Source organism: Kordia aestuariivivens (genome assembly GCF_014397005.1).
GTDB classification, from domain to species: Bacteria; Bacteroidota; Bacteroidia; order Flavobacteriales; family Flavobacteriaceae; genus Kordia; species Kordia aestuariivivens.
On the sequence record NZ_JACGWS010000006.1, the window covers coordinates 87,063 to 113,679 of the forward strand.

Annotated in this window: 19 protein-coding genes; 10 read left to right on the forward strand and 9 right to left on the reverse strand. The window is 34.8% G+C overall.

The window, feature by feature from the left end:
• Positions 1 to 39 precede the first annotated feature (39 nt).
• Positions 40 to 1,332 (forward strand): ATP-binding protein, encoded by a 1,293-nt coding sequence (locus H2O64_RS11135; RefSeq protein WP_187562280.1) that lies wholly within the window; start codon positions 40 to 42, stop codon positions 1,330 to 1,332.
• Complete coding sequence (locus H2O64_RS11140) at positions 1,329 to 2,558, forward strand: tetratricopeptide repeat protein (RefSeq protein ID WP_215907155.1); 1,230 nt, start codon at positions 1,329 to 1,331, stop codon at positions 2,556 to 2,558. Before H2O64_RS11135 ends, H2O64_RS11140 begins: the two co-directional genes overlap by 4 nt.
• Before the next feature lie 14 nt (positions 2,559 to 2,572).
• On the opposite strand, the gene H2O64_RS11145 is transcribed toward H2O64_RS11140, so the two are convergent.
• The 3 genes from H2O64_RS11145 to H2O64_RS11155 all read right to left on the reverse strand — a co-directional run bounded on the left by H2O64_RS11145 (position 2,573) and on the right by H2O64_RS11155 (position 9,345).
• A complete protein-coding gene (locus tag H2O64_RS11145) occupies positions 2,573 to 3,070 on the reverse strand; it encodes a hypothetical protein (RefSeq protein WP_187562281.1) in 498 nt (165 codons plus the stop codon).
• Between the two features lie 140 nt (positions 3,071 to 3,210).
• Positions 3,211 to 6,588, reverse strand: a complete 3,378-nt coding sequence (locus tag H2O64_RS11150) for a beta strand repeat-containing protein (protein ID WP_187562282.1) — start codon at positions 6,586 to 6,588, stop codon at positions 3,211 to 3,213.
• 96 nt (positions 6,589 to 6,684) lie between these two features.
• A complete protein-coding gene (locus H2O64_RS11155) occupies positions 6,685 to 9,345 on the reverse strand; it encodes a DEAD/DEAH box helicase family protein (RefSeq protein ID WP_187562283.1) in 2,661 nt (886 codons plus the stop codon).
• A 222-nt stretch (positions 9,346 to 9,567) separates the two neighbouring features.
• On the opposite strand from H2O64_RS11155, the gene hemB reads away from it, so the two are divergent.
• Genes hemB through H2O64_RS11170 form a run of 3 tightly spaced genes read left to right on the forward strand, consistent with a single transcriptional unit; the run spans position 9,568 to position 11,463 of the window.
• Complete coding sequence (gene hemB / locus H2O64_RS11160) at positions 9,568 to 10,542, forward strand: porphobilinogen synthase (protein ID WP_187562284.1); 975 nt, start codon at positions 9,568 to 9,570, stop codon at positions 10,540 to 10,542.
• 9 nt (positions 10,543 to 10,551) lie between these two features.
• On the forward strand, positions 10,552 to 10,947 hold the full coding sequence (locus H2O64_RS11165) for a c-type cytochrome (protein ID WP_187562285.1): 396 nt from the start codon (positions 10,552 to 10,554) through the stop codon (positions 10,945 to 10,947).
• A gap of 6 nt (positions 10,948 to 10,953) precedes the next feature.
• A complete protein-coding gene (locus H2O64_RS11170; RefSeq protein ID WP_187562286.1) occupies positions 10,954 to 11,463 on the forward strand; it encodes a DinB family protein in 510 nt (169 codons plus the stop codon).
• Positions 11,464 to 11,519: 56 nt separating this feature from the next.
• Here the strand turns inward: H2O64_RS11170 and H2O64_RS11175 are convergent, their stop codons facing one another.
• A complete protein-coding gene (locus tag H2O64_RS11175; protein WP_187562287.1) occupies positions 11,520 to 13,427 on the reverse strand; it encodes a T9SS type A sorting domain-containing protein in 1,908 nt (635 codons plus the stop codon).
• A gap of 245 nt (positions 13,428 to 13,672) precedes the next feature.
• Between H2O64_RS11175 and H2O64_RS11180 the strand changes: the two genes are divergently transcribed.
• From H2O64_RS11180 to H2O64_RS11195, 4 genes are all read left to right on the forward strand, one after another.
• Positions 13,673 to 14,752 carry a CNNM domain-containing protein gene (locus H2O64_RS11180; RefSeq protein WP_187562288.1) on the forward strand — a complete coding sequence of 360 codons (1,080 nt, stop codon included), beginning with the start codon at positions 13,673 to 13,675 and terminating at the stop codon, positions 14,750 to 14,752.
• A 204-nt stretch (positions 14,753 to 14,956) separates the two neighbouring features.
• Positions 14,957 to 15,442, forward strand: coding sequence for a methylated-DNA--[protein]-cysteine S-methyltransferase (locus H2O64_RS11185; RefSeq protein WP_187562289.1), 486 nt, complete (start codon positions 14,957 to 14,959; stop codon positions 15,440 to 15,442).
• 85 nt (positions 15,443 to 15,527) lie between these two features.
• Positions 15,528 to 16,052, forward strand: a complete 525-nt coding sequence (locus H2O64_RS11190) for a DUF4442 domain-containing protein (RefSeq protein WP_187562290.1) — start codon at positions 15,528 to 15,530, stop codon at positions 16,050 to 16,052.
• Between the two features lie 51 nt (positions 16,053 to 16,103).
• The gene (locus H2O64_RS11195; RefSeq protein WP_187562291.1) at positions 16,104 to 16,817 is read left to right on the forward strand and encodes a 3'-5' exonuclease; all 714 of its coding nucleotides are present in this window, start codon (positions 16,104 to 16,106) and stop codon (positions 16,815 to 16,817) included.
• Positions 16,818 to 16,884: 67 nt separating this feature from the next.
• Here the strand turns inward: H2O64_RS11195 and H2O64_RS11200 are convergent, their stop codons facing one another.
• Positions 16,885 to 17,295 carry a DUF1761 domain-containing protein gene (locus tag H2O64_RS11200; RefSeq protein ID WP_187562292.1) on the reverse strand — a complete coding sequence of 137 codons (411 nt, stop codon included), beginning with the start codon at positions 17,293 to 17,295 and terminating at the stop codon, positions 16,885 to 16,887.
• A 64-nt stretch (positions 17,296 to 17,359) separates the two neighbouring features.
• A complete protein-coding gene (locus H2O64_RS11205; protein ID WP_187562293.1) occupies positions 17,360 to 18,190 on the reverse strand; it encodes a helix-turn-helix domain-containing protein in 831 nt (276 codons plus the stop codon).
• Positions 18,191 to 18,493: 303 nt separating this feature from the next.
• Between H2O64_RS11205 and H2O64_RS11210 the strand changes: the two genes are divergently transcribed.
• Positions 18,494 to 20,077: a family 16 glycosylhydrolase gene (locus tag H2O64_RS11210; protein ID WP_187562294.1), complete on the forward strand. Its 1,584-nt coding sequence runs from the start codon at positions 18,494 to 18,496 to the stop codon at positions 20,075 to 20,077.
• 195 nt (positions 20,078 to 20,272) lie between these two features.
• Here the strand turns inward: H2O64_RS11210 and H2O64_RS11215 are convergent, their stop codons facing one another.
• The 3 genes from H2O64_RS11215 to H2O64_RS11225 all read right to left on the reverse strand — a co-directional run bounded on the left by H2O64_RS11215 (position 20,273) and on the right by H2O64_RS11225 (position 26,270).
• Positions 20,273 to 20,722: a hypothetical protein gene (locus H2O64_RS11215; protein ID WP_187562295.1), complete on the reverse strand. Its 450-nt coding sequence runs from the start codon at positions 20,720 to 20,722 to the stop codon at positions 20,273 to 20,275.
• Between the two features lie 209 nt (positions 20,723 to 20,931).
• Positions 20,932 to 21,990, reverse strand: coding sequence for a ligand-gated ion channel (locus H2O64_RS11220; protein WP_187562296.1), 1,059 nt, complete (start codon positions 21,988 to 21,990; stop codon positions 20,932 to 20,934).
• Positions 21,991 to 22,280: 290 nt separating this feature from the next.
• On the reverse strand, positions 22,281 to 26,270 hold the full coding sequence (locus tag H2O64_RS11225; protein ID WP_187562297.1) for an immunoglobulin-like domain-containing protein: 3,990 nt from the start codon (positions 26,268 to 26,270) through the stop codon (positions 22,281 to 22,283).
• Positions 26,271 to 26,617: the final 347 nt, after the last annotated feature.

Genomic DNA, 26,617 nt, shown 5'->3' on the forward strand with positions numbered 1-26,617 from the left:
TGAAGAATACAAGTTTTATCTTGATAAAAAATTAAGCTAATGTTAGAAAGTTTACTAGAAGCCTTACGGTTTTCTCCCAATAATATTCCACTCAAATTTCAAATTGCCAAACTATACATGCAAGAAGGAAGTTTTGCAGAAGCAGAACAACATTTCATTCAAATTATTGATTTAGATGGAAATCACTTAGAAGCAAAATACGAATTAGCCAGTTGTTTTTACAAACAGCAAAAAATTACCGCAGCCGAAGTGTTGTTGGAAGAAATTATAAAAACAAACTCCGATCCGAAGTATTTAGAATTGTTGTGTTACTGTCAAATCAATCAAGAAAATTACAGCGATGCGCAGCAAACCTATAAAGAACTCCTGAATCTTGATCCATCATACAAAAATGAAGATTTTGACAATGTGTTAAAAGTAAATACCACGCGTGAACCCGATTTTATAGATGAAGATGGTTTGTCATTCCTAAAAAAACCAAATACAAATTTTGCAAGTATTGGCGGCATGGAAAACATCAAAAAGGAAATTGATCTGAAAATCATCAAGCCATTAGCACATCAAGATTTGTACAAAGCATACGGTAAAAAAATTGGTGGTGGAATTCTTTTATACGGTCCGCCAGGATGTGGAAAAACACATATTGCACGTGCAACTGCTGGCGAAATCAACGCGAATTTCATTAGTATTGGAATCAATGATATTTTGGACATGTGGATTGGAAGTTCTGAGAAAAACTTGCACGAAATCTTTGAAACTGCCCGCGCAAATAAACCGTGTGTTGTTTTTATTGATGAGATTGATGCGCTTGGCGCGAATCGGAATGATGTAAATAAAACCTCTGGCAGATCGGTGATTAATCAGTTTTTAGCCGAACTCGACGGAATTGACGCTGACAACGATGGAATTTTAGTGTTGGGTGCTACGAATGCTCCTTGGCATTTAGATCCCGCATTTCGCCGTCCAGGACGTTTTGATCGCATTATATTTGTGTCGCCACCAGACGTAGCAGCAAAAGCGGAAATATTTACAATTCATCTCAAAGAAAAACCAACAGAAACCATTGATTATACAGCGTTGGCGAAAGCTTCCAAAGAATTTTCGGGCGCAGACATTCAAGCAGCGATTGATGTTGCTATTGAGGAAAAATTAGAAGCTTCTTTCAAAGATGGCATTCCAAAACCACTAAGCACGAAAGACATCCTAAAAGCCATCAAAAAAGTAAAACCAAGTACAAAAGAATGGTTTGTATCTTCCAAAAACTATGCGTTGTACGCAAATGATAGCGGATTGTACGATGATATTTTAGCGTATTTAAAAATCAAAAAATGATCGAATCAAAAAATCATCTCAGAGGTGTACAACTGTTTGAATTAGGACGTTTTAAAGAAGCTATTCCGTTGCTTCAAAAAGCAGTTACGGAAAGTGTAGATAATTATGTGAGCAAATATTATTTAGCACTTTGTTTTTTTAATGTGGATGCATATGACAAATCATCAATAATTATTGACGAATTACTTCAAAATACGCCAAATGAAGGAAATTTATTTTTCCTAAAAGCACAAATTGCATCGCGTTTGGATAAAATCCCAGAAGCCTTAAACTTAGTGAATCAAAGTATTGCACTCGATCCATATCAAGCAGATTATTTTGGGTTTAAAGGTGCATTATTGATGGACAAGAAAAAGTTTGAACCAGCCTTAGAATTTGTGAATGAAGGTTTAAAACTCGATCCGAAAAATACGGCATGTTTGAACATTCGCGCACGCTTATTAACCAAACTAAATCGAAAAGAAGAAGCCGAAGAAACGGTGGAACATATTTTATACGATAACGCAGAAGACGATTATGCACACGCCAATGTTGGTTGGGTTGCCTTAGAAAGTGGCGATACACAAAAAGCATTGCATCATTTTAGACAAGCATTGCAAATTAATCCCAACATGCAATATGCGCGTGAAGGAATGTCAACGGCGTTAAAATCGAAGAATTTCTTTTACAAATGGTATTTAAAATATGCCTTTTGGATGAGCAATCAATCATCTCGAAATCAGTGGATTTTTATCATCGGATTGTATCTTGTGTATCGTTTTGGAATTAGGTTATTGCAAGCGTCCGATTTAACATTTTTAATCATTCCATTGGTCATTGCCTACTTATTGTTTGTACTTGGCGGCTGGATTATGGAACCATTATCCAACACCATTTTATTAGCCGATTCGTATGGAAAATATTTATTAAAAGACCGAGAAAAGTATAGTGGGTACGCTTTTGGCGGATTGGCCTTAGCGGGATTATTATCCGTTGGTGCCTATTTTGCGCTCGGAAACGAATTGTTCATGTTATGGGGATTTACGTTTTTCTGTGCGTTATTACCATTGCCAGGATCATTTTTAAAAGAAAAGAAAAATGCACGAATGATTGGACTTTTCTACGGAATTGCGATGATTTGCGTGGGACTTTTGGGTGTTTTCTTTACTGACGATATTATGCTCAATGGCGGAATCGTTTTAGGAATGATGGTGGTGTACACGTGGGTTTCTAATTTTATTTCTTGAGGAATATATTTCTTTTATATTCCTCCATTTTGAGTTTCCGCACACTTCAATTTTCCGTTTTTAAATTCAAAAAATACAATTGTCCAATCACTCAATGCTAAATCCAAGTGCTTTCTACTCTTTAATTTTGCAAAATAAGGTGTCAGCCTAACTTGGAATCGTCCATCTTTTAATGTTAATGGTGTCATTATAACTAACCTTAATCGGTTCTTATTCTTTCTGAAATGTTTTTTTCTATTTGCCAAACCTAACTTTATTATTTCATATCCACTTATTTTATACGGTAACTTAAAAAGGTAGTCTTCGTATTGAATATAAATTTTTTTAGGCTGTTCATTTTGAGAATATGTATTGTAAAAAGAGTCAAGTTCAATTATATATTTTTCTACTGCTTTTAAGTAAATAGAATCAGTTTCTGTTAGCTGTAAATATTTAAGAATTGATTCTTTTTCTTGTGAATACATAAAAAATGTGGCGAAAAGAGAAAGCATTGAAATTGTATACCTGTTCATTTTAATGAATTTTTATACCTCGAAAATACTTCAGTTATTGTAACCAAAAAAACGGCAATGAGTCAATACTCCTTTTGATTGAGTGAAGATGATCACTTCCAAATCACTTCTTTCTTCGTGCTCTTTCCTTAGCTTTTTTTTTAATTCTCTGGCAGTTGTTCTATAATTTGATGCGTACTTAAGTTTAAGAAGTTTCCAGGATCACTTAGTATGTTTTGTAAGATGAAAGGTGTATCCGGATTGGTTCCTGTGTATTGTGTATTTCCATCCATGTTTATATCATTAGTACTGTAGCCAGTAATATTAAATGTTGGCAGGTTTAAAAAGTTCCCTATATCATTCAAAGCTTGTGATAAAATAGAAGGCGAATCGGGCGTTGTCCCTGTATATTGTATTACCGTATCGCCATTTACATTTCCAGACCATAATGCCATGATTCCTGTTTCCATGTCTTTTTGAGCATTGGTTCCAAAGGTTATTTGGCTTGCACTATCTGTAAAATCTATTGTAGTTGTTTGACCTGTTAATGAGAAGACAGCAGCAGCCATTACTGCTAAATGATTTCTATGATAAATAGAAATATAATAATCAGTAAAAGGAACTACCAGTTCTAATACTGAAATTCCATCTAAAGCAACAACATCGCCATCTTTTTGAAGCAAAGCAGCTGAACCTTTAATCATATTGGTATTATCATTGGCGTCTCTTAATTCTACCCAAATCCAATCTACAATATCATCATTTATATTACCTGTTCCACTGGTACCGCCAGTATTAAAAACAGAAGCATCACAAGAAATTCCATCACCATACGGAGATGTTGTTGGTAAATATCCAGAAGCTCTTAAATCGTCTCGCATTAAACTCGTATTTCCACTAGATACTAAAGCGCCTTGAAGAAATACTTTAGGGCTAATTTTAATAAAACTTACTGCTGTGACTTCTAGTGTCACTGCTGTTGCGGTATAGTTTATAGACCAAGTATACCCTACTGGTAAATTGGTAGTATCAAACGTTCCTGTAACAGTTGCTGCTGTTAGTATAGTAAACATATCTCCAACACTTGCTATATAACCGTTTAGTAAACTTAGCTCTAGTGTGCCGCTTAAAGTTGCCGTGCCAGTTACTGCTACTTTATCAAAACTTGTAGCACTTTCCAATTCTATGGTTAAATTTGCTGTATTTTCATGCGTATAATTATCATCAAAAGTATATGTGCCAGAAGAGTTCCCTGGGCTTAGTATCCCTAGATTGCTAAAATTTTCCGCATGAGTCGTATTTGTTCCAGATAAAGTCCCAGCATTCGTAATCGTTCCTCCTACATTGGCTAAAGACCCATTATTAATTAGCGTTTCATTATTCGTTAGGATTCCTCCAAGACTAATCGCTATTGTTCCAGAATTGTCTAGAAGTCCATTATTAATTAAAAGTTTATTGTAAGTTAACGTTCCAGAATTAGTTAATGCTCCTAAGTTATTTAGGGTTCCGACATTAATTATTGAAGAAAAATTATTTAATGTACCAGCATTAGTTATCGTTCCTATATAATTACTCAATACATCAAAATTATTTATGATTCCTTCATTCGTTAGGATTCCTGATCCTTGCGTCTGTATTTCTCCAGAATTATTTAGGGTTCCATCAATAGTGTTCGTAAGTATTCCTCTATTTATAACAGGTCCGTTCATATTTAGCAGGTTCCTATTCGTTAGGGTTCCAGTACTATTATTCATTAATGTATTGGTGGTTGTTAGTATCCCTTCATTAATTATAGTACTGAAATTAATTATTGTATAAGTACTAGTGATCGTTCCGCCAGCCTTATTTTCTATGATTTCATTATTCGTTAGCGTCTTGGAATTACTCAGTATTGCACCTGCTTTATTTTCTATTGTTCCATTATTAGTGAGTGTTTCGAAATTACTTAGGGTTCCTCCAAGGTTATTACTTAGGGTTCCTCCAAAATTGTTAGTTAGGATAGCTCCAATGTTGTTAGTTAACATTCCGTCATTAGTTAGGATTCCATTAGTAGTCAGTGTAGCTCCACTATTACTTTCTAATATCCCGTGATTAGTTAGGGTTCCACCATTAACGATAGTTTTTAAATTCGTTAACGTTGCGACACTTGTATTTTCTAGTGTTCCATGATTGGTTAGTGTTTCATAATTAGTAAATGTTCCAGCATTTGTGAGTGTTCCTCCACTATTATTAGTTAAGGTTGCTCCAAGATTGTTATTTAGAAATCCAAAACTAGTTAAAGTGCCATTTGTATTTAAAATTCCATAATTAGTTATTCTTTCTTGACTAATTAACGTTGCTCCAAGATTGTTTTCTATGGTTCCGTTATTATAGAGTGTTTGGAAATTATTTAGAGTTCCATTATTAGTTAGAAGCCCATCAGCATAATTATTTATCTGTGTATAAGAAACAATACTAGTGATCGTTCCTAAATTTGTGAGCGTTCCTAAATTAGCTATACGAAAATTAATTGTGAGCGTTCCATCTAAATTATTAATTAGATTTCCTCCAGGATTGTTAACTATAGAACTAATAGTAGTGAGTGCCGAATTATTAGTGAATGTACCTCCAGTATTATTTTCTATGGATCCATAACCAGTTGTAGTTGCTCCTATATTATTAGTTAAGGCTCCACGGTTATTTAGTAAGTTGGAATTATCTAAGACTCCTCCGCTATTGTTATTTAAAGTTCCTCCACTTGTATTAATTAACGTTGATAAATAACTAATGTTTAATATTCCTGAGTTATTTAGTGTTGCATAATTATTTAGGATTCCACTAAGATAATTAGTTAACGTTGCTCCATTATTATTTGTTAGAAGTCCATAATTATCTAGCGTTATATTGTTAGTTAGGGTTGCTCCACTAGTATTCGTTAAAGTTCCATTAGTAGTATTTGTTAGCGTTCCATCATTAGTTAGAATTCCTGAACTATTTAAAATTCCATCATTAGTTAATGTGTCTATATTAGTTAAAGTTCCGTTATTAGTTAGAGTTCCTCCACTAGAATTAGTTAGGGTGCTTATATTATTTAGGGTTCCGTCATTCGTTAGAATTCCTCCGCTAGAATTAGTTAGGATGTTTATATTAGTTAGGATTCCTCCATTAGAATTAGTGAATATTCCAGCATTTGTGAGAGTTCCGTCATTATCTAGTGATCCGTAATTAGTGAAGGTTCCTCCAGTATTATTATTTAGGGTTCCAAAAAAATTAGTGATCGTTGCTCCAGTAAAATTAATGAGGATTCCAGAATTATTTATGGTTGCATTATTATTTATGGTTCCGTTATTATTTAGGGTTCCAGTAATAGTAACCTGATCATTTATCTCAATAATATCTCCAGAAATTATAGTTGTACCTGGATAAGTATCCCAATTAGCGACATCTGTCCAATCACCAGGTCCTGTAAACGTATACGTGGTTTGTGCAGTGGCATAAAAAGTACTAAATACCGTTAATAGTACTATAATAATAGTTGTTTTCAGGGGAGAAAAGTTCATAATATGATTTTAATTCGATCGAAGGTAAGTTATTAATGAGTAACAAAATAATGAAGAATACTTTTTGATTTTATCAAACAGTAATACAGCATACCATTACTTCCAAATCACTTCTTTTTTAGTGCTCTTTTTTAGCACATTTGTCACATGAAATAAGCGTGCTTTGATAAGTATTTTTCGCCCTTCTACTGTTCTGGTAAAATGTAGTTTTCCTTGGCTAACATACATCTTCCAATAGGCAAGAAAAACAGTCGCATCTTTCTTTTTTGCACCAAAAATAGTAGGAACAGTAACGTAATTTTGCCAATCGGATGTGGAACCAAAAATGCTTGACTTCTCAATTAAATACCGTGGATTTTCTATCGGGTTTAAGATTTCTTCCATAGCTTTCACAAACAGTGAACTTTCCACACGCGTAGCTCCGTAAATATTACAAACAGTGTCGCCAACGAATTGTTCTGATCTTATTTCAATTTCGGAAACATCCGTTGTCAAATACCCAAGTCTGTCTAACGTTAGCAAAACGGCTTCGCCAATCGTATTCATATTTTTATGAATAAATCGCGATTGTGCATGCGCTCGAATTCTGTTAAAAATCTTAAACCCAACCGCAATTCCAATCACAGATAATACACTATATGCAAAATACAAGAAGCCAAATTGTGCCATTTTAAATGCACTTTGCAGGTAAATTTCAGAAAATACAATCGCCAATCCAATAGAAGCTTCTGCGGAAATATACTTTACCAAATCACGGTGGTATATTTTCTTTTGCTTGGCTTCTATGCGTGGATTATCGGTGAAATATTGAATTTCGGTTGCTAAGGAATTTCCTTTTGCAATAGCAGTTTCCCACTTGGTTTTTATATTCTTTCTATTCGTTGCTAACGCGAATGTTTGTTCGTTTATATTTTGAATAATTTCACGATCAAACGATGCTGGTAGCGCCAATCGACCAATTCCTGTACTGATGTAAACAGGTTCCGTATTTGAAACACCCACAAACGCATGAAAACGGCGTTCTAACATTTCTATATCGCTTCCGCCATCATCTACGGTTGGATCAATGCATGCTAAATGCCAAATATTACTGACTTTCGTCGGATTTCCTTCTTGCGATCGAATGGCACGTCCACGCATTTGATTCGACGAAACATACGAACCAACAAAAGATGCTAACACCAAACTATTGATAGCTGGCGAATCCCAGCCTTCGCCAAGTAATGATTTTGTTCCAACCAATACATTAATATGTCCGAGTTCAAAAAGCTTGGTAATATCCGATACCAAATCAGATTTCACTTTTGTAGTAATGGATATGCTTACATAGTTATCATCGCAAAGTAACGATGTATGTGAATATTTTTTGTTTGGATTTAATTCTTCTAAAATTAGCAAACAATCTTTTGGAATAATTACCATCGTTCCCGAAAGTACTCCGATGGAATTCATGCGCTTCAAAGACGTTCGTACATGCTGAAAAATTGGCAATACACCTAGTTGATTTACGTCATCAATATGTGAATAGCTTAGAAATTCTTTCCGAATATAATCAGTCAAAATTACAGCGCGAAGTTTGGTGTCTAAACTTCTATATTCATGTTGAATAATGTCTACAATACTTTCCAGTTTGCTTGGACTATTTGCTAAAGTTGTATACAGTTTTCGATTGCCAAAAACAGAAACCCGTTTCTGATTGATCATTCCGTATTTCCGCAATCGATTCTCCAACTTTTGCAAAAATTCTTCATGCGCAAGTAATTCTTCTCGATCGGTAAATAGTATAAATTGCAGTAATTTCTCTGTCCATTCATACGTTAAGTTCGGGAAGTTTACTTTTTTGTTTCTTTCAAAACCTAATACTTCAAACAGATACGGATCAATGATTTCTCCAACCGATCTTAAAAAGATTAGAATGCTCGAAAAACAACTTGGATCTTTATAAATTTCTTCTAAAACCTCGTCTGTATTTGTCAAAAAACGATGCGACTTTAGCAATGCAATAAACGGTTCATTTTGTTGCAAACTAGTTACAAAATCTGCTATCTTTTTTCGATACGAAGCAATGGATTCTATTTCTTCTTGATTGGGTTCAGAGAAATGTATAAAATCTTGATGTGGACATAAATCGCCTTCTTTCACTAAATCGGGCACGGCAATTTCTTCATCAATCGGACCGCACAATTCAAAATATCGCGACAATTCTTGATCTGTACTATCAATCGGCGGCGTTGCGGTCAACGCAATTGTGGTGAGTTTTCGAGCGTCTTTTAGTGCAAACAAACATTTCCACCATTCGTTTTTCAAATGATGTGCTTCATCTAACACAATGGCTTCAATTCCATAGGTTTTAAAAAAAGCTAAGAAAGCTTCTTTCGTGTCAAACGATTTGTAAAACGCATGCAAAGATTGATAGGTGACAAACGTAAGCGCAGCAGGTTTTTTAATGTCAAAAGAAAAATCTGCGAAAGCATTATCTTCCGTAAAAAACGTCAACAAGCGATCTTTCCATTGATTCCGAATCGTCAAAGTTGGCGCAAATACAATGGTTTTCTTCTGAACTCTGCGCAGCATTTCCAGTCCTAAAATGGTTTTTCCAGAACCTGGCGGTGCCACTACATGCAAATGATTGTCATTCAAATGTGTTTCAAAATGGTTGAGAAATTTCTCTTGATAGTTTCGCCAAGAAAATTGAAATCGCAATGATTCAAATGGCGTGTTCGATATGACTTTTGGTGTATTATGTATTGAACTCATTTTAACTTTTTCTATTTCCTAAAAAATGGCTAAAATTCGCCCATATTTCAGCTATTTTCTCATGCGTAGCGATGCTATGCTTTTTAAAAATAGTTTTATCTGAACAAATTTTTGACTCATTTTAGGTTAAAAACAAAAAGTCAAGATGAGTTCATTATCTTTGTGAGGTCTAAAATATAAAAGATATTTTAGCTATTGTAATTTATCTTTAAATAAGAATTTATGTTTCCACTTCGAAGAAATAGACGTTTACGCTCCAATGTTGCCATTCGTGGTTTGGTGAGAGAAAATATAATTACTGCCAACGATTTTTTAGTGCCGCTTTTTGTCGTAGAAGGCAAAGGAATTAAGGAAGAAATTCCGTCCATGCCAAATTATTATCGACATAGTTTGGATACCTTGGTGACTGAAATTAAATTGCTTTGGAGTTTAGGATTAAAATCAGTTTTACTATTTGTAAAAGTACCCGATAATTTGAAAGATAATAAAGGAACAGAAGCGTTAAATCCGGCTGGTTTGATGCAACGTGCTATTAAAACCGTTAAAGATACGTGTCCGCACATGCTAGTGATGACGGACGTTGCGCTTGATCCTTTTTCTTCGTACGGACATGACGGAATTGTAGAAAATGGAATTATTGTGAATGACGATACCGTAGAAGTGTTGGCTGAAATGAGCGTTTCGCACGCCGAAGCTGGCGCCGATTTTGTAGCGCCAAGCGATATGATGGACGGACGTATTTTGAGCATCAGAGAAGCCTTGGAAGATGAAGGTTTTGTAGATGTTGGTATTATGAGTTACAGCGCAAAGTATGCGTCTGCATTTTACGGACCCTTTAGAGATGCGCTAGATTCTGCACCTGGATTTGGCGATAAGAAAACCTATCAAATGGATCCTGCAAACCGACATGAAGCGATGCGTGAAACCGAAATGGACATTGACGAAGGCGCAGATATTGTGATGGTAAAACCTGGAATGGCATATTTAGATATTGTTCGGGAAGTGAAAAACGAATTTGATGTGCCTGTTGCGGTGTATCAAGTGAGTGGCGAATATGCGATGATTAAAGCTGCGGCTGAAAAAGGTTGGCTCAATCATGATGAAGTCATGCTAGAATCAATTATGGCGTTTAAACGCGCTGGCGCAGATGTGATTGCGAGTTATTTTGCCAAAGATGTGATTAAATTGTTGTCCTAAAATAAACAAATGAAAATTGCGGTTTCCATATTCATATTTATAATTTCTGCTGGAATGGCTATATTATTTCTTGTGAATGTGAAAGAGCAAAAAGAGATATACGCGCAGCAACCCGTTTTTGTCTGTGGGAATGCTTTTTTTGATACTGAAACTTCAGAAGAAGCAAGACAAGGTAAAAGTTTGTTTAATGCAAATTGCGCTGCTTGCCATAAATTAGATACTCAATCTACTGGTCCGCCATTGCGAAATATTAACGAGCGTTATACTTCAGAAGCTATTATTAAGTTTATTAGAAATGATTTTTCTGGAGAAATTAAATATACTAATGAGCGTGGTTATAAATGCACTTCGTTTCCAGATTTATCAGATGATGCTATTAAAAATATTCTCTCATATACAAATTAAACTTTCATGAAAAAATACATCCTTTTTATTGTTATTCTCGCGAGTGCATTCGCGAAAGCACAAGACACACCAATTTCAGCTTTTTTAGAGAAATGGGAGAATTCTAAAAATTATTTGTTAGAAATGGCAGCTGCCATGCCCGAAGATAAGTACGATTATAAACCTACCGAACGTCAAAAGACATTCCGAGATCAATTGCTGCATATTAAAAGTAATATGGATTGGTTGAGCGGGCGGTATTTTGAAAAAGATGAAACGAAAGAACGTAAGGAGGAAACATATACTACAAAAGCTGAAGTGATGAAAGCTATTACAGAAGGTTTTGATAATACGGCAAAGATCATCAAAACGGCTACTCCAGAAGAATTGAAAGATATGGTTCCGTTTTTTGCAGGTCAAAAAACGAAGCTTCAAATCTTAAATTTATTGCAAGATCATGTCACGCATCACAGAGGACAACTGATTGTGTATTTGAACCTCAACGGTATTAAACCGCCAAAGTATCGTGGTTGGTAATGAAAAAGAGCCTATAAAAATTATAGACTCTTTTTTGATTGTAATAAACTTATTCGTTATTCTTTAATTAATTGCTTGACTCCCACGTGTTCTCCATCTGTTATTTTGCAGAAGTAAATTCCCGTTGGCCATCTTTGAACGTTTACTGTGTGAAGACCATCTCTTATTTCACCGTTGTAATAAGAAAGTCCTCTAACGTCAGTTATCTCTACTTGTAATGTTCTAAATTCTCTATAGTTTTCTACTTGAATTTCTACATCTACTCTTCCTGGATTTGGTGACATACTGAATCGAACAGGATCTGCAACTGCATATAATTCATTTACAGTGAAGTTAAAAACACCTGAAAGCATTGATGTTCCGTTTTCACAAATAGCACGAACCGTGAAGGTATAATCTCCAGGTGCTAAGTTTACTGTAAAGTTGGTATCTGTAGTCGAAAAAGTATGTATTAGTACTCCTGAACTATTGTATACTTTTACTTCATAGCTAGATACATACATTTGTCCATCCCATGATAAGTGTGCTGGTCGTGTATTTGTACCTAAGTTAAGTCCTGTAGCGCTTACACTTAAACCTGTAATTGGGTCAATTCCACAAATAATACATTGGTCAGCTTTTATTGCATATCCAATATTTGTGGTCACATTCACATTTCCATCACCAGTTGTATCTGTTAAGTTGTCCCATGGTGCCCATAATGTTTGGTGAGCTCCAATTGAATTTCTTAATCCGGTTGTTCCTTGCACTCCTAAAGATCCTGAAACCCATTTTCCGTACTTTTCCATACAACATTCAGGATTAGAATCGTCAAAAGGTAATACTGCTGATATGAAGTAATCACTTTTATGTTCTGAATCACTTACAAATTTTCCATCTCCTTTTCCATAGATATATCCTTTAGAAATCATTGAAACCGTTAAAATATGGTTTGGCTCTAAGGTAATTCCACCATCATAACTCACCGAATAACTTCCGTTCTCTGAACCATCTTCTTCTTCTTGATAGTGAATATCAACAGGTGTTTGCAGAACAGTTACAATTTGTCCTCCTACATCAGTAATTGTATCACTCCAATCAATTCCGCCATCAAAATCTTCTACAACTCCTGCAATTGATGAAGCTAAATCAACAATGTTCATCCAAAATTCTGGATTCCAAGTATCATCTTGTGCTCTTGATAATTGAAATTGTCCAGCTTTCAAAACCGTCACTTGTGTATCTGTCAAATATTGATCAATTGTAAACAATGCTACATCATCTTCAACCGCAGCAAAACATGAATGTGTTCCCCATCCACCACTCGCAGAGGTAGAAACCCACGAAGAACTATAGTATTTAGCTCTTAGGTAAATATTTTTAGAACATCCACAATCTTCTGGTAATAAACTTCCATTTGTACAGATATAGTTGAATGACATTCTTGCATAACTATCCGATGAAACTTCATCTCCACTAACCGATTTCCCATATTCGTATTGGTTATTGGTATCAGGTGAATTCAATTTTAATCGTTGACGCGTAGCCGTACCTAGTATAGATTCTGCATACCATGTAGTAAGTCCACCTTGATTTTCTGGTGGCGAAAATTGATTGTATAAGCTTGGTGCAACGTCGTACGATGAATTTACAGTAACTACCGAACAGTTACAATCAGTTTCTCTGTCGCCACCGTTGCTTCCACGTAATTCTTTTAAAAGTCTCGTTACTTTTTCTTGCATGTTTTTCGCAACATTTTTTGTTGCTAGAAATTCATTTAAAGGCAATTGCTTTTCTCTGTTATTTTGCCAATCTTTTAATTGGTCAAATAGTTCTTGTGAGACTTCTATATAGTCTCCTTCAACACTTGTTCTTTGTATCTCCTGCGCTGAAAGCTTGAAAGTTGCAAGATTCAACAGATTTAGAACAACCAACATAACAAAATATTTTGTTAGTAGTTTCATTTTAAAGTTACTTTTTTTCATGATATTTTTGTTTTTGTTCAATACAAACTTAGTACGTCAAATCGCCTAAACAAAGTGTATATACTGACGTTTTATAAAGGATAAGGTGACGTTTTATAAAATATCACTTGCTTTTTTGAACAAGAAAATAAGCCATCTCACAAATAAATAAACCCAAAGAACAGAAACTTGAAGGATTCGACACACATATTACAATATTGAGCAAAATATTCTCTAAATTCGCTGTACACAATTCTTAAAAAGCCATGACACTATTAATACTTTACGGAGTAGTTTCTATTTTCTTTTCATTTTTATGTTCTATTTTAGAAGCTGTTTTACTGAGCGTTACACCAACATTTGTAAATATCAAGAAGAATGAAGGGAAACCGTATGCAGATGCTTTAAAAGCATTAAAACAAGATGTTGATAAACCGTTAATCGCGATTCTTACCTTAAACACAATTGCACACACAGTTGGTGCTATTTTAGTAGGTACAGAAGCAAAAAAACTATATAGCGACGGAGATAGTTACGGTGTATTTATTATTTCTGTTGTAATGACCATTTTAATTTTAGTTGCTTCAGAAATTATTCCAAAAACGATTGGTGCTAAATATTGGAAAGAACTTGCAAGTTTTACCACTAAAACACTTGGAATTATGGTAACGATTTTAAAATACACAGGGATTTTGTGGGTTTTACAATTGTTCACAAAAATTATTGGAAGTAAAGGACATGGTGAAAGCATTTTAAGTCGTGAAGATTTTAGCGCCATGACGGAAATTGCTACGGACAAAGGTGTTTTTCAAGAATCAGAAAGTAAAGTGATTCGTAATTTATTAGGCTTTAAAGACATTTTAGTAAAAGATGTGATGACGCCACGATCTGTGTTAAAGATTGTTGCTTCCAATAAAACCATTCAAGAATTTTTTGATGAAAATCCAAATTTAAAATTCTCTCGAATTCCCATTCATGGGGAAAAAGAAGATGATATTTCTGGATATGTCTTAAAAGATAAAATAATGGAAGCCATTATTCATGGACGCGGCAAAGAACCGTTGGAAGCTATTAAAAGAGAATTGTTGGTAACTGATCGTAATTTACCAATTCCTGAATTATTTGAAAAACTGATAGAACAACGCGAACATATTGCGTTGGTTGTCGATGAATACGGTTCGGTAAGTGGTTTGGTAAGTCAGGAAGATGTTATTGAAACGCTTCTTGGTTTAGAAATTATGGATGAAAGTGATAACGTTGCCGACTTGCAACAATTGGCGCGTAAAAGCTGGGAAAATAGAGCAAAAAAATTAGGATTGATTGAAAAAAATAACCCAGAAGAATAAAATCTTCCGGGTATATTTATCGTTGATATATGTACCAACTACTAACAACTTTCTTAATGCTGATCTATACCATAAACTGAGATTAGTAAATAGGATTAAATAATTAAGTTCATAGTGATATTTCGGGCGTGACAAATCTATAAAAAAAATGCATTTCAACTGTGTTTTTATACTTTTAATCGATGAAACACCCCTTTTAGTTCGATGAATACACATACAGCACATATAAAAACGCCTTTGGGCATTGCTAAGGTAGTTTCTGATGATCAAGGAATTCTTGAAATTTCTGTTTTAGACGATACAACTCCTTTTTCTAATGCTGAAAAAATACCCGAAATACTTCAAAAGTGCATCACGCAACTTCAAGAATATTTTGAGGGAACACGTACAACGTTTGATTTGCCATTAACACCAAAAGGAACACCTTTTCAACAAAAAGTATGGAATGAACTGAATCAAATTCCTTATGGAAAAACACGTTCGTATTTGGAACAGTCTAAACGCTTGGGCGATGTAAAAGCAATTAGAGCCGTAGCTTCCGCGAATGGTAAAAACCCATTGTCGATTGTTATACCTTGTCATCGCGTTATTGGAAGTGATGGTTCGTTAACTGGCTACGCTAGTGGATTGTGGCGAAAAAAGTGGTTGTTAGAACACGAAAGCCCTGTCAAACAACAATCGTTATTTTAGTGAAACTCAATTTTGAGAAGCTTGTGCTGGACTAGATTCAGTATCTTAGATGCACTCAAATTTGACACATTATATTTGAAAAATCATGTACAAAACTGCTACCAACTTCTTGAAAAAATTCATGTCAATTTCGACAATTTACAAGCATGGATTTAATATTTCGCCAATGTATCGTCGGACAACGGCGCGTATCATTCATATTAGCAAAGATTTAAAAGAAATCAAGATTAAAATCGCGTTAAGCTATAAAAACAAAAATTATGTAGGCGCTATTTTTGGCGGAAGTATGTTTGCAGCAACCGATCCGATTTATATGACACAACTCATGCAAATTTTGGGCGATGAGTATGTGGTTTGGGACAAAGCAGCAACGATCAACTATAAACGTCCGGCAAAAGAAACCTTGTTTTGCGAATTTACCTTTACAGATGAAGAAATAAAAATCATTAAAAAACGCATTCAAGACGAACACGAAATTACCATTGAAAAGACAACGCATTTAACCAATACCGAAAACAAAATTTTTGCAGAAGTCATCAAAATCGTATATATTGCTGAGAAGTCGTTTTATAAAGAGAAACTTAGAAAACGCGCAAAAGCAATGTCTTAACTGAACACTTATTGAAATTTTACCCTTTTTAACGTGCTAAAGTAAAGACTTATGTTACAAAAAATGAACCTGGAACATGTTTTATTTCTTGATATAGAAACAGTTCCTGAGCATCCTAATTTTAATGATTTGGATGCAGAAGAAAAAGCGCTTTGGGAACAAAAAACTAAATACCAACGCAAAGACGAGTTTACACCTGAAGAATTTTACGATCGGGCTGGCATTTGGGCAGAATTTGGAAAAATTATCTGTATTTCTGTTGGGTATTTTGCCAATAAAGGCGATCTCAGAAATTTTAGAACGACTTCTTTTTTCGGTGAAGAAGAACAGTTACTACAAGAGTTTAAAACCTTATTAGAAACACATTTCAACAGACCGCATCATGTGTTGTGCGCGCATAACGGAAAAGAATTTGATTTTCCATACATCGCACGCAGAATGATTATTAATGGAATGACATTGCCCTTTAAACTGAATTTATTCGGGAAGAAACCTTGGGAAATTGCACATTTAGACACGATGGAATTGTGGAAATTTGGCGATTATAAACATTATACTTCCTTAAAGTTAATGACTAAAGTTTTGGGCATTCCGTCGCCAAAAGATGATATTGACGGAAGTCAGGTTCGGAATGTTTTTTATGAAGAAAACAACATCGATCGGATTATTGTGTATTGTGAAAAAGATGTAATTGCCGTTGCGCAAGTGCTACTCAGATTGCGCAATGAACGTTTGTTAGATGATGATGAGATTTTGCATGTGTAGGTGATTCTAGTTGTAAGGATACAAAAGTAATAAAGCCCATTTAAGGGCTTTATTACTTTTTTTATTTTTACCAAGCACCCAAAATGATGCCCATTATTGTTAATGATACAATACAGTATCCTGCATTTATTATATATGCTTTGAGTGATCTCATTTCAAATAAGTATAGAATCCCTAACATGGTTGCAACCCATCCAAATCCTGCGAAAAAACCTGCACTCGCGCCAACTATTAAATTAGCTTCTGCACCAATAAACATTTCTAATACGAATGCGGCGACGAATGCCAAAAAGAAGGAAAGTCCAAAAGTTTTAGACATGCTTCTTTTTTTTAAATCTTCTTCGGTGAAACCAAATTCGGTCATCCAACTTTTACCGAAAATTGGTCCATACCAAATTCCTCCTAGTATGAATGCAGAGACTGCTGCTATCAATACTGAGAGCCAATTAATGCTTTGAAATGCTGTTGCTAAGTCCATATTTTATTGCGTTTAAATTACAACACAATAGTATCTTAATAAAAATTCTCAGGATAGTAAAAAATTAACCTTTCCTATCTAGCGGGAAAAAATTAGGTTCGTCTTTATGGAAATTTTGTTTGATAAATTTTTGCGGATTTAGCCCAGAAAAATGTTTGAATTCTTTTATGAAATGTGATTGGTCTGCATATTCACATTGATAGGCAACTTGCGACCATTCAATTTTTTCTGATTGATGTATTTGCTGCAAGATTTCATTAAACCTCAAGATTCTTTGATAGTATTTAGGCGTTAAACCAATATATTTTTTGAATTGATCAATTAAGTGTTTTTGTGTTTTAGAATAGCTGTCAATAATTTTACCGTAATTAGCGACTGATTCCGTTTGTAGTTTTTCTAAAATCCCTAATAATTCAACTGATGGTATTTTGTCTTTGTGAAATTTATCTAGCAACCATTGTTCAACAATTTTAAACTTTTCTTTGGAAGTTTTCTTGGTTAAAATTTCTTCTCTTAATTCAATAATTTTGTTTTCAAATAGTTGCACAGCAGCAACTACTTTTTCATTTAATTCCTGAATGGGAAAGTGGAAAAATGGATGTGCTCCATAAGGCTTAAATTGAATAACCAACATTTCCGATTTCTGATGCGCTGAAATTGAAATGTAATTTTTGTGCATTCCCGAAACCCAAACTTTTGTAAATGTGTTGTTTGGTTTTAATGTTTCATTATCAAAAGTGTTTCGAGTAAAACCATCTAACTCAAAAATAATAAAGATATGACCTGTTGGAACAACACGCTCAATTGAATGGTCTGGCATAAAATCTTTAAAATGAAATATTGATTCAACGTATTGATGTAATACTCCTTCTAGTTTGTGTGTTTCAAAAATCATCTGCGTTTTTTTCGTATTAGCTACAATGTCCATAGCGTTTGCATGACTGCCCACTCTAATTTTATTACTTTAAATCTATAAGAATTTTAATTAAGATCAAAATCACCCTAAGGGTTTTCAATATTTTGTAAAAGATATAAGCGATGTACTATTTTTGGATTAAAGTGTTGTATCTGCTGATGTTGTACTAAAACAGTTAAAATATTCGCTTATTTATTGTTGTGTATAGGTCATGTATAGTTTGAAAAGAGCATTATGGAAGTAAGAAGCTTTATTTTTATGGACTTGAAAATATATATCCCTATGAAGAATCTCTACGCGAATCTATTTATTGTCTTTTTGTTTGTATCACAACTCTCTTTCTCTCAGCAAATGCCGATAGATTTTTCAGATTCCTCAGACAATTTTACTGCTTTTTCAGGAAGTGGCTTTTCGTTTAATACAGATCCTATGGATGCTGGAAATGATGTCGGGCAATTTTTTAATGATGGATCTAATGCGTGGCAAGGTTTTTCACTTGATTTGATAAGGGCTATTGATTTAGATTTTCAACAGACAATTTCTTTATCATTTTACGGATTTGATCCGAATGCACATACCATCGTTTTAAAGTTAGAGAATGGTACAAACCCTGATGTTGAAGTGACTCAAAATGTACCTTCTGGCGGTGGATGGACACATAATATTATCTTCGATTTTTCAAATGCAGTATTAAGTTCAGATGGCGTAACAGCAGTGAATGCGAGTGGCATGTATGACAGGTTAACCATTTTCATTGATGGAGGCGTTACAACTCCCGGAACGTATTTGCTAGATACTATTGACGATGGTTCAGTAGGAACCGATCCAAATGCAATTGATGTAGAATACACCTATTTAGTTTGGGAAGATGAGTTTAACACGCCAGGAGTTGTAGATCCAACCAAATGGCATCATCAAACGCAAGTTATTATTCCCGGAGTTGGTTGGGCTAATGGCGAAGCACAACATTACACAGATCGCATTGATAATTCATTTGTAGATAACTCAGGCTTTTTAAACATTGTAGCAAAAAGTGAAACCTACACAGATCAAGGTTTGACAAAAAATTATACCTCAGCGCGTTTAAATTCTAAGTTTGCCTTTACGTATGGTAGAATAGATGTAAGAGCAAAATTACCTTTAGAATCTGGAACTTGGCCAGCAATTTGGACGCTGGGGAAGAATATTAATGAAGATGGTGCTTTTTTCGATTCCAGCTTTGGAACGACCAATTGGCCTGCTTGCGGCGAAATAGATATTATGGAACACGGAATTTTCCCTGGTGAAGACATCAATTATATTAACAGTGCGCTTCATACGACTTGTTGTCATGGTGGCAATCCAAATCAGGGAGGAATTATTGCAAATGATCTTGCCAATGAATTTCATGTGTATTCTATAAATTGGTCTCCTGATCAAATCACATTTTTGTTAGATGGAGTTGGTTTTTACACTTATAATCCAGCAGTTAAAAATGTGAGTACATGGCCATTTTTTGAAGATCAGTTTCTATTGTTAAATGTTGCCATGGGCGGACTTGCAGGAAATGTAGATTCAGGATTTACGCAAAGTGCTATGCTTATAGATTACGTTAAAGTATATCAAGAAAATCCATTAAGTGTGGAAGACAATTCTAATTTAGACAGTGCAATAAGTATCTATCCTAATCCAACAAGTGATACGGTTTATATAAATGCTAAAGTGGCGCTAAGTAGCTTAACATTGTATGATGTCTATGGAAATCTTATCCTTCAAAAAGAAAAAGATACAAGAAGTATAGATGTGCGTAGTTTAAAATCGGGTGTTTATTTTCTTGAGCTATATTCAAACACTCAAAAAGTAGTGAAAAAAGTGATTGTTAATTAATGTAAGTTTGATAAAAAATCAAGTATTTCTTGAAAACTTCGAACTAAGTATTTCATTTTTTTCTTTTTTATTCAAGTTCATTTTTTAGAATTTTGATTTTTTCAGCGTGTTCGTGTATGGTTGATTACACTGTTTTGAACTAAGCTAGCAAAAGAAAACAAAGTAAAGTCCTGCGAATTTTCACACTATGCAATGTTAATGTTCGTTATTTTTTTCCAACTCAAATACTATTCCTATAAAGTCTAAATAAATTTTTCCATTCAGGTATTTAATGAGTATTCTTTTTAGCACAGTATTGCTTGATATTTCGATAATTTCAATTTTTTTTTCATTAGTAATAGCCCAAGTATAATCATATAATCCAATAAAAGGAATTGTGTTTTTTTCGTCTTCTAGTCGATTTTTTTTGTCTCGATAAAGTAATTTTTTGGTTTTTAAAAATTCAATGGATGCGCCTATATAATTTTGTTTCAATTTAGCTTCTGTTTCAGATTTTGATTCCGCATTTGGCCCACAGATTGAAACTATAGCCTTATTTGTGACATCTGTAATAATCCATTTTCCAATTATTTTGGATTCAGTAGGTTGTGAATATCCTATTCTAGTAAAGAGCAATAAACAAAATAATACTAATCTTGACTTCATATAGTAATGACGACTTGCATTTTATTTTGTTACAAATAGTAGTTCAGGAACGCTAAAATTCGGATTAGTTTTTTACCACATATGCATAACAGAAATTTTTGCTGTTTCTATTACAACTCAACCTTGAGCATTCATTAAAGCTTATGATTGTTAAAACTATACGGTTATGAATTAAATATAAAATCATTAAGATATATCCAGCAAGCTACCTAAAATATCAACGATATATAAAGCACAATCATAATGATCGTATACACAAGCGGAAATCCGTACCTGAAGTGTCTTAGTAACCGAATCCTGTCTTTCTTATCTTCTTCCCCATTAATTCGATGATTGATAATCACGGCTAAGATGCCTAAAAAGATAAAAATATAGCCTACAATGATTACGTATTCAATGAAGGTATTATACGGAAGTTTTGGTAGAATGGATGCCGAATAGAAGTTAAACGCAACCACCGTCAGCATTAACGTAAATCCAACACCAATTTGAGATCCAAATTCTTTGATCCAAAAAATAGAGAACGATGCCAAGATGATAATGAGCAATGGAAATAGTACCTGCCACTCGTAATATCCGGATAAGCGTTTTGCTTTGACTTCAAAAATGACTCTAGAATATAAATTCTTTTCAGAATTCACATTTTCATCCATAAATTCATATTTTTTTGTGATCACGCGTGCATCGCTATTTACAAACTCCCAATCTTCTCCAAGATAGTCGCTGTGATCATGTTCTAGAAATAACTTCGGATTCTTAAAAGTAATTTTCTTGCTCCCATACGAAAACGCCTCAACTTCTATTTTGTACACTTGTGTATCGAAAGGAAATTTTGTGAAATCCATATTCGTGCTGCAAGTTGCGAAAAAACGTTCTTCATATTCAACCGTGCCATCCGAGTAGATTTCAATGCGAATATTGGGTCTTTCTCTACTGCCTTGTACATTTATAAGCTCAAATGCAGGAATCCATAGTTTGCCATTTATGATTTCGCGTGCTTTATCATTTTCAAAAATGATGGAATTAGCCAGAGAATCTTTAAGGTATGATATGGCGCGTTCATTTTTCCAGGTATACATAAAATAACCATCAATTTGATAGGTTTCCTGTACGGAATTGATATTGTATATTTTATTAATCCGCAAATTCACAGAAACTTCTAGCGGTTTTGTTTCTGTTGAAATATTCTGATGTTGCTGCTGACCTACAACTGATTGTACAGATAGTAACAAAATAAAGATGTATAGGATACTAGTTGGGAATTTCATTTTGTACTTATTGAGGATTTTAAAACACTAAATTTAGTAAATACAAACTTAATAGAAAACACTTGCGGGTTTTTCTATGAAGCTTTTAAATATTTAAACCGAAAACGAAGTTATAAAACAGCAAGCGAAAATGAGAATCTACTATGAAACAATATGAATTCGTGCCTGCATCTCGACTGCGCTCGATGTGACAAGTATGAATGAAAAACTATCTTTTTATACATAAAAAAGCCCAAACACGTTATGTGTTTGGGCTTTTAAGCACTCATTATTTACTAGTTATCTGGGTATTATTCTTTGATAAATTTCTTAGTCACAGTTTTTGATCCAGCTTCTATTTGAATCATATACACGCCACTTTGTAATCTTTCAACATTAATAGCTCCCGAAGTAATTTTTCCTTTTGCTACTTGTTGTCCCATGATATTCATGATGGTATAATTTGCATTGTTCTCCAACGTTCTTACATTTAATACGCCTCCTTTTACAGGATTAGGATAAATCTGAACTTCAAAAGATCCGCCAATAGTATCATCATTTGTTGTTACATACCGTGTATCACTCGTAGAAGTTGTAGCCGTCAAACAGAAGTTTGTTGTGTCTGATGTTGTAAATGAACCTCCAGAAGCTAACGTTGCTCCTGTCTCATTGTTTGTAAGTGTGAATGAACCATTACCATAAGCACAGCAAATTCCATCGCCATACGCATCTGTAATTGTAAAGTCATAACATCCATCGTCTAAACATCCAACAGCAATGTTTAATGTTGATCCGTCAGCTTGAGAAGCATACGTTCCGCCTGAAGCAACAACACTTCCTCCACTATTAGTAATTTGCCAGCTTGTTTCTTCTGGGTAATTATCAAACGTAATTGATAATGAAACATCAGAACATGATGGTCCACTTCCACCACCTGTAGTAAGACTTACATCATCTACAGCAATATCTGCTTGCCAAGTAGCACCTGTAGTTCTATTGAACCTTAGTTGTACGTTTCCACCAACATAAGCTGCTAAATCTACACTCGCAGATAACCAAGAATTTCCTTTATTTCCTGTTTCACTCCATAATGTTGACCATGAAGCTCCGTTGTCATCACTTGCTTGTAATAGAATACTTCCCATATCAGCTGCTCCATACATGTGGTATTGGAAACCGAATGTAGCCTGCGTTTCTCCACTTAAATCAAAACAAGGAGAGTTTAAAATCGCTTGTTTCGTTGGATACCCTGTTCCGCTTCCTGATGCTTCAACATATACATAATATGTTCCTTGAGAAGCACTAGATGGTCCTGTACTACCAGAAGGTGTTCCAGAAGCATCAACTGTCCAGTCAATATCATCTGCACTAGATTGTGTCCATCCACCTAACGTATTTTCAAATCCTTCACTATATGGATATGATGTAATTCCGCCTGAACAACCTCCAGTACTTGGTGCTGTAACAATTACGGTTCTTGATACTTGTGTTGCTGCATTTCCTGCTGCATCACTTACATTATAATTTAAAGTATAGCTTCCTGCTGTTCCTGTATTTACCGAACCTGTTACAACAATACTTGATGTTAAGTTTCCATCTACGTTGTCAGTTGCAGTTGCTCCAGCATCTGTATACGAATCTCCAACTGTTAAGTTTACTGTAGCCGAACCAGTTAAGGTAATTACTGGCGCTGTGCCATCCGTTACATTTACTGTTCTGCTCACTTGTGTTGCTGCATTTCCTGCTGCATCACTTACATTATAATTTAAAGTATACGTTCCAACGGCGTTTGTATTTACCGAACCTGTTACGGCAATACTTGAAGTTAAGTTTCCATCTACATTATCAGTTGCAGTTGCTCCAGCATCTGTATACGAATCTCCAACATTTAAGTTAATCGTTGCTGAACCAGTTAAGGTAATTACAGGTGCTACTGTATCAGCAGCTCCGCTTGTAATATTTACAGTATAGTCTTCAACTTCTCCATAAGGGAAAGATTCACATGCTGTTGGTATTGCATTATATTTTAAAGATACACGCATACGTGTTGCTCCATTTGTTGCAGAAGAAGGTACTGTAAAAGAACCACTTACAGGAGTTGTTTGCGTTGCAGCTTGCGTCCAAACTTGTTCTCCAGCATCGCTAAAGTCTCCATCTTGATTGTAATCAATCCAAACACTATATCCTTCACTGTATACAGTTCCTGTCCAAGTTGGTGTAACTGTAATGGTATGTGCTACACTTTTCGCTAAAGAAGTTGATTCTGATGTATGATCTGCATAACCACCTGCTGTAGCGCCTGTGCTATTGTCTATACTTCCAAGTTGTACTCTACTAATATATTCATCAGCTACACTGTTTCCATTGGAAGCACAGTAGTTTAATTGTACTTCTGTAGTTGTAAAGTTTACAGATGCACTGTATGATGAGTTTCCACTTGTACATTTGCTACGCACTTGCACTTCATATTGTGTAGTTACTGCCAATCCAGTTAATGTTGTTGATGCTCCAGCAACTGCATTTGTTGTCCAAGTAGAAGTTCCTGCTACACGATATCTTACATCATACGTAGCTGCAGGAACTGCCGTCCAAGAAACTGTTGCTTCTGAATCTGTTACTCCTGATGTTGAAACTCCTGTTGGAGTCGTTGCATTACAAACAACTGGTGTTCCTGTTAATCCAGTTACAACTAAAGAGAAGTTTTGGCTTCCTCCAACTAAAGAACCTTTGTTTGTTACCGTAATTGTATAGGTTCCAGATGCTCCTGAAACGTCTACTCTTTCATAAGGATCTACTGTATTATCTCCTGTTCCATTCGTTGTAACTCCTGTCAATCTCCATGGATTGTAAGTTGTTCCACCTTTAGAAACTCTAATATCTAAGTCATTTACTAAAACTGCTGTTGAAGAGTTTACTAATGTATTTGCTGTTCCTGCTCTATCTGTCCAAGAAATAGATGCTAGTAATGGATTTATTCCATCAGAATCAACTGTAATTGTATACGTTTGACCAGAAGTCAACGTTAATTCTTCAATTTTAGCTTCATTACTATTATTTGTAATCGCTTCTGCAGCTGCTTTTGTATTCATTAATCCCCATCCAAAAATTGCATCAGGTCCATTTGACCCTGCATCATCTGCAGTATGCAATGCCAACCCTTTTAAAGTTGCTGCACGCATAAATGAACCATTTGTATTATTAGCATGTTGTTGTAATAATAATAACGATCCTGCTACGTTTGGCGAAGCCATTGATGTTCCTGTAATTGAGTTGTATGCTGTATCACTACTTTCATACGTAGAGTATACACTTGTACCATTTCCAGTAATATCTGGTTTGATACGGAAATCATCCGTTGGTCCTTCACTACTACTACTATTAATAGATACGGAAACTAAGTTTCCACTTCCATCAATATTTGCATCTTGTGCATTGGCAACTACTAAGTTATTCTTTGATGTAGAATGTCCTGTTAATTTATCGTACGAACTATTTCCGCCTAAAGGACTTCCATTATATCCGTTTTGATTTCCATCATTTCCAGCAGCAACTACCATTAGATAGTTAGGTGCGTTGAACATCACATTATCCCAATCGCGAGAATCTGTAATGTATCCTCCAAAATAATGATCAGGAACTAAATCACCTCTAAAACCATACGAATGGTTAGAAATTAACATTCCGCCTGCAGCAGCACTTGTTGCTTCTGCAATATCACTATTCCAGTCATAACCTACCGCACTTGCGTGTGGCGCCATTCCTTTTGCATTCGCAACCACTCCAGAAGCCATAATGGTTCCGGTAACATGTGCAGAATGATAATTTAAAGCACCTGAATCTCCAGTAGAAAAACGATTGTTTCCTCCTGCTCCATCATATTCTTGGTGCGAAGCTCTTGCAACTCCTCCATCCCAAACATAGGCTGTCATGTTTTGTCCCATAAGGTTTAATCCTAAAGAACCTCCATTATTCAAATGGTCTGCTCTTGTAGATCGTGCCGCCGCTACATTAAATGTCGTGTAATATATTGGTGTTCCGTCTGGAGTTACTTTTTGGAGCTCAATGAGTGTTCCATCTGGTAATGTTTGTCGAATTTCCCAACCGTTTTGTTGTGCAAGTCGAACTGCTCTTTGCTTTTCTAAGGCTTGTGCAGCTGTAAATTTGTTTTGTAATGTTTCAAGCTTTTGAACATCATATTGACTCACAATTTGTTGCTTTTCAGCAGTTGTTTGTCCAAATGACGTTTGCGCAAAAAACATTCCGAAGGCTAATAAGCCCATTGAAAGGTATTTGTTTTTCATGTGTTAATTGGTTAATTAGGTTAGTAACAATGTTTTAGCGAAAACGTTTTCGTAAAAATCATTTAAAATTTGAAGAAAATTTATCTTTTTAACTTCTAACAGGTGTACTATTTTATTCAAATGACTTTTTGAAATATTTTCACTAAAGCGGAGCAAAAATGTTAATTTTAAGTTAACTTTCTATGTAATTATTGATTTATTCGATGAATTACACGTTTTTTTCTAAAATTATTACATTTTCCACATTGCAAGCAAAGAGTATTAAATTGCTTCAAAACACTAAATCTGAAAAAACACATGCGTTTTAAAATGGCTGTCTAAAAAGTTTCAACAACTTCATCCCGAAG

Excerpts from the sequence above, each read along its gene's own strand:
- hemB (WP_187562284.1), top strand. The coding sequence starts at position 9,568 with ATGTTTCCACTTCGAAGAAATAGACGTTTACGCTCCAATGTTGCCATT.
- H2O64_RS11170 (WP_187562286.1), top strand. The coding sequence starts at position 10,954 with ATGAAAAAATACATCCTTTTTATTGTTATTCTCGCGAGTGCATTCGCG.
- H2O64_RS11185 (WP_187562289.1), top strand. The coding sequence starts at position 14,957 with ATGAATACACATACAGCACATATAAAAACGCCTTTGGGCATTGCTAAG.
- H2O64_RS11195 (WP_187562291.1), top strand. The coding sequence starts at position 16,104 with ATGTTACAAAAAATGAACCTGGAACATGTTTTATTTCTTGATATAGAA.
- H2O64_RS11155 (WP_187562283.1), bottom strand. The coding sequence starts at position 9,345 with ATGAGTTCAATACATAATACACCAAAAGTCATATCGAACACGCCATTT.
- H2O64_RS11135 (WP_187562280.1), top strand. The coding sequence starts at position 40 with ATGTTAGAAAGTTTACTAGAAGCCTTACGGTTTTCTCCCAATAATATT.
- H2O64_RS11140 (WP_215907155.1), top strand. The coding sequence starts at position 1,329 with ATGATCGAATCAAAAAATCATCTCAGAGGTGTACAACTGTTTGAATTA.
- H2O64_RS11205 (WP_187562293.1), bottom strand. The coding sequence starts at position 18,190 with ATGATTTTTGAAACACACAAACTAGAAGGAGTATTACATCAATACGTT.
- H2O64_RS11215 (WP_187562295.1), bottom strand. The coding sequence starts at position 20,722 with ATGAAGTCAAGATTAGTATTATTTTGTTTATTGCTCTTTACTAGAATA.
- H2O64_RS11175 (WP_187562287.1), bottom strand. The coding sequence starts at position 13,427 with ATGAAAAAAAGTAACTTTAAAATGAAACTACTAACAAAATATTTTGTT.
- H2O64_RS11200 (WP_187562292.1), bottom strand. The coding sequence starts at position 17,295 with ATGGACTTAGCAACAGCATTTCAAAGCATTAATTGGCTCTCAGTATTG.
- H2O64_RS11210 (WP_187562294.1), top strand. The coding sequence starts at position 18,494 with ATGAAGAATCTCTACGCGAATCTATTTATTGTCTTTTTGTTTGTATCA.
- H2O64_RS11150 (WP_187562282.1), bottom strand. The coding sequence starts at position 6,588 with ATGAACTTTTCTCCCCTGAAAACAACTATTATTATAGTACTATTAACG.
- H2O64_RS11145 (WP_187562281.1), bottom strand. The coding sequence starts at position 3,070 with ATGAACAGGTATACAATTTCAATGCTTTCTCTTTTCGCCACATTTTTT.
- H2O64_RS11190 (WP_187562290.1), top strand. The coding sequence starts at position 15,528 with ATGTACAAAACTGCTACCAACTTCTTGAAAAAATTCATGTCAATTTCG.
- H2O64_RS11165 (WP_187562285.1), top strand. The coding sequence starts at position 10,552 with ATGAAAATTGCGGTTTCCATATTCATATTTATAATTTCTGCTGGAATG.
- H2O64_RS11225 (WP_187562297.1), bottom strand. The coding sequence starts at position 26,270 with ATGAAAAACAAATACCTTTCAATGGGCTTATTAGCCTTCGGAATGTTT.
- H2O64_RS11180 (WP_187562288.1), top strand. The coding sequence starts at position 13,673 with ATGACACTATTAATACTTTACGGAGTAGTTTCTATTTTCTTTTCATTT.
- H2O64_RS11220 (WP_187562296.1), bottom strand. The coding sequence starts at position 21,990 with ATGAAATTCCCAACTAGTATCCTATACATCTTTATTTTGTTACTATCT.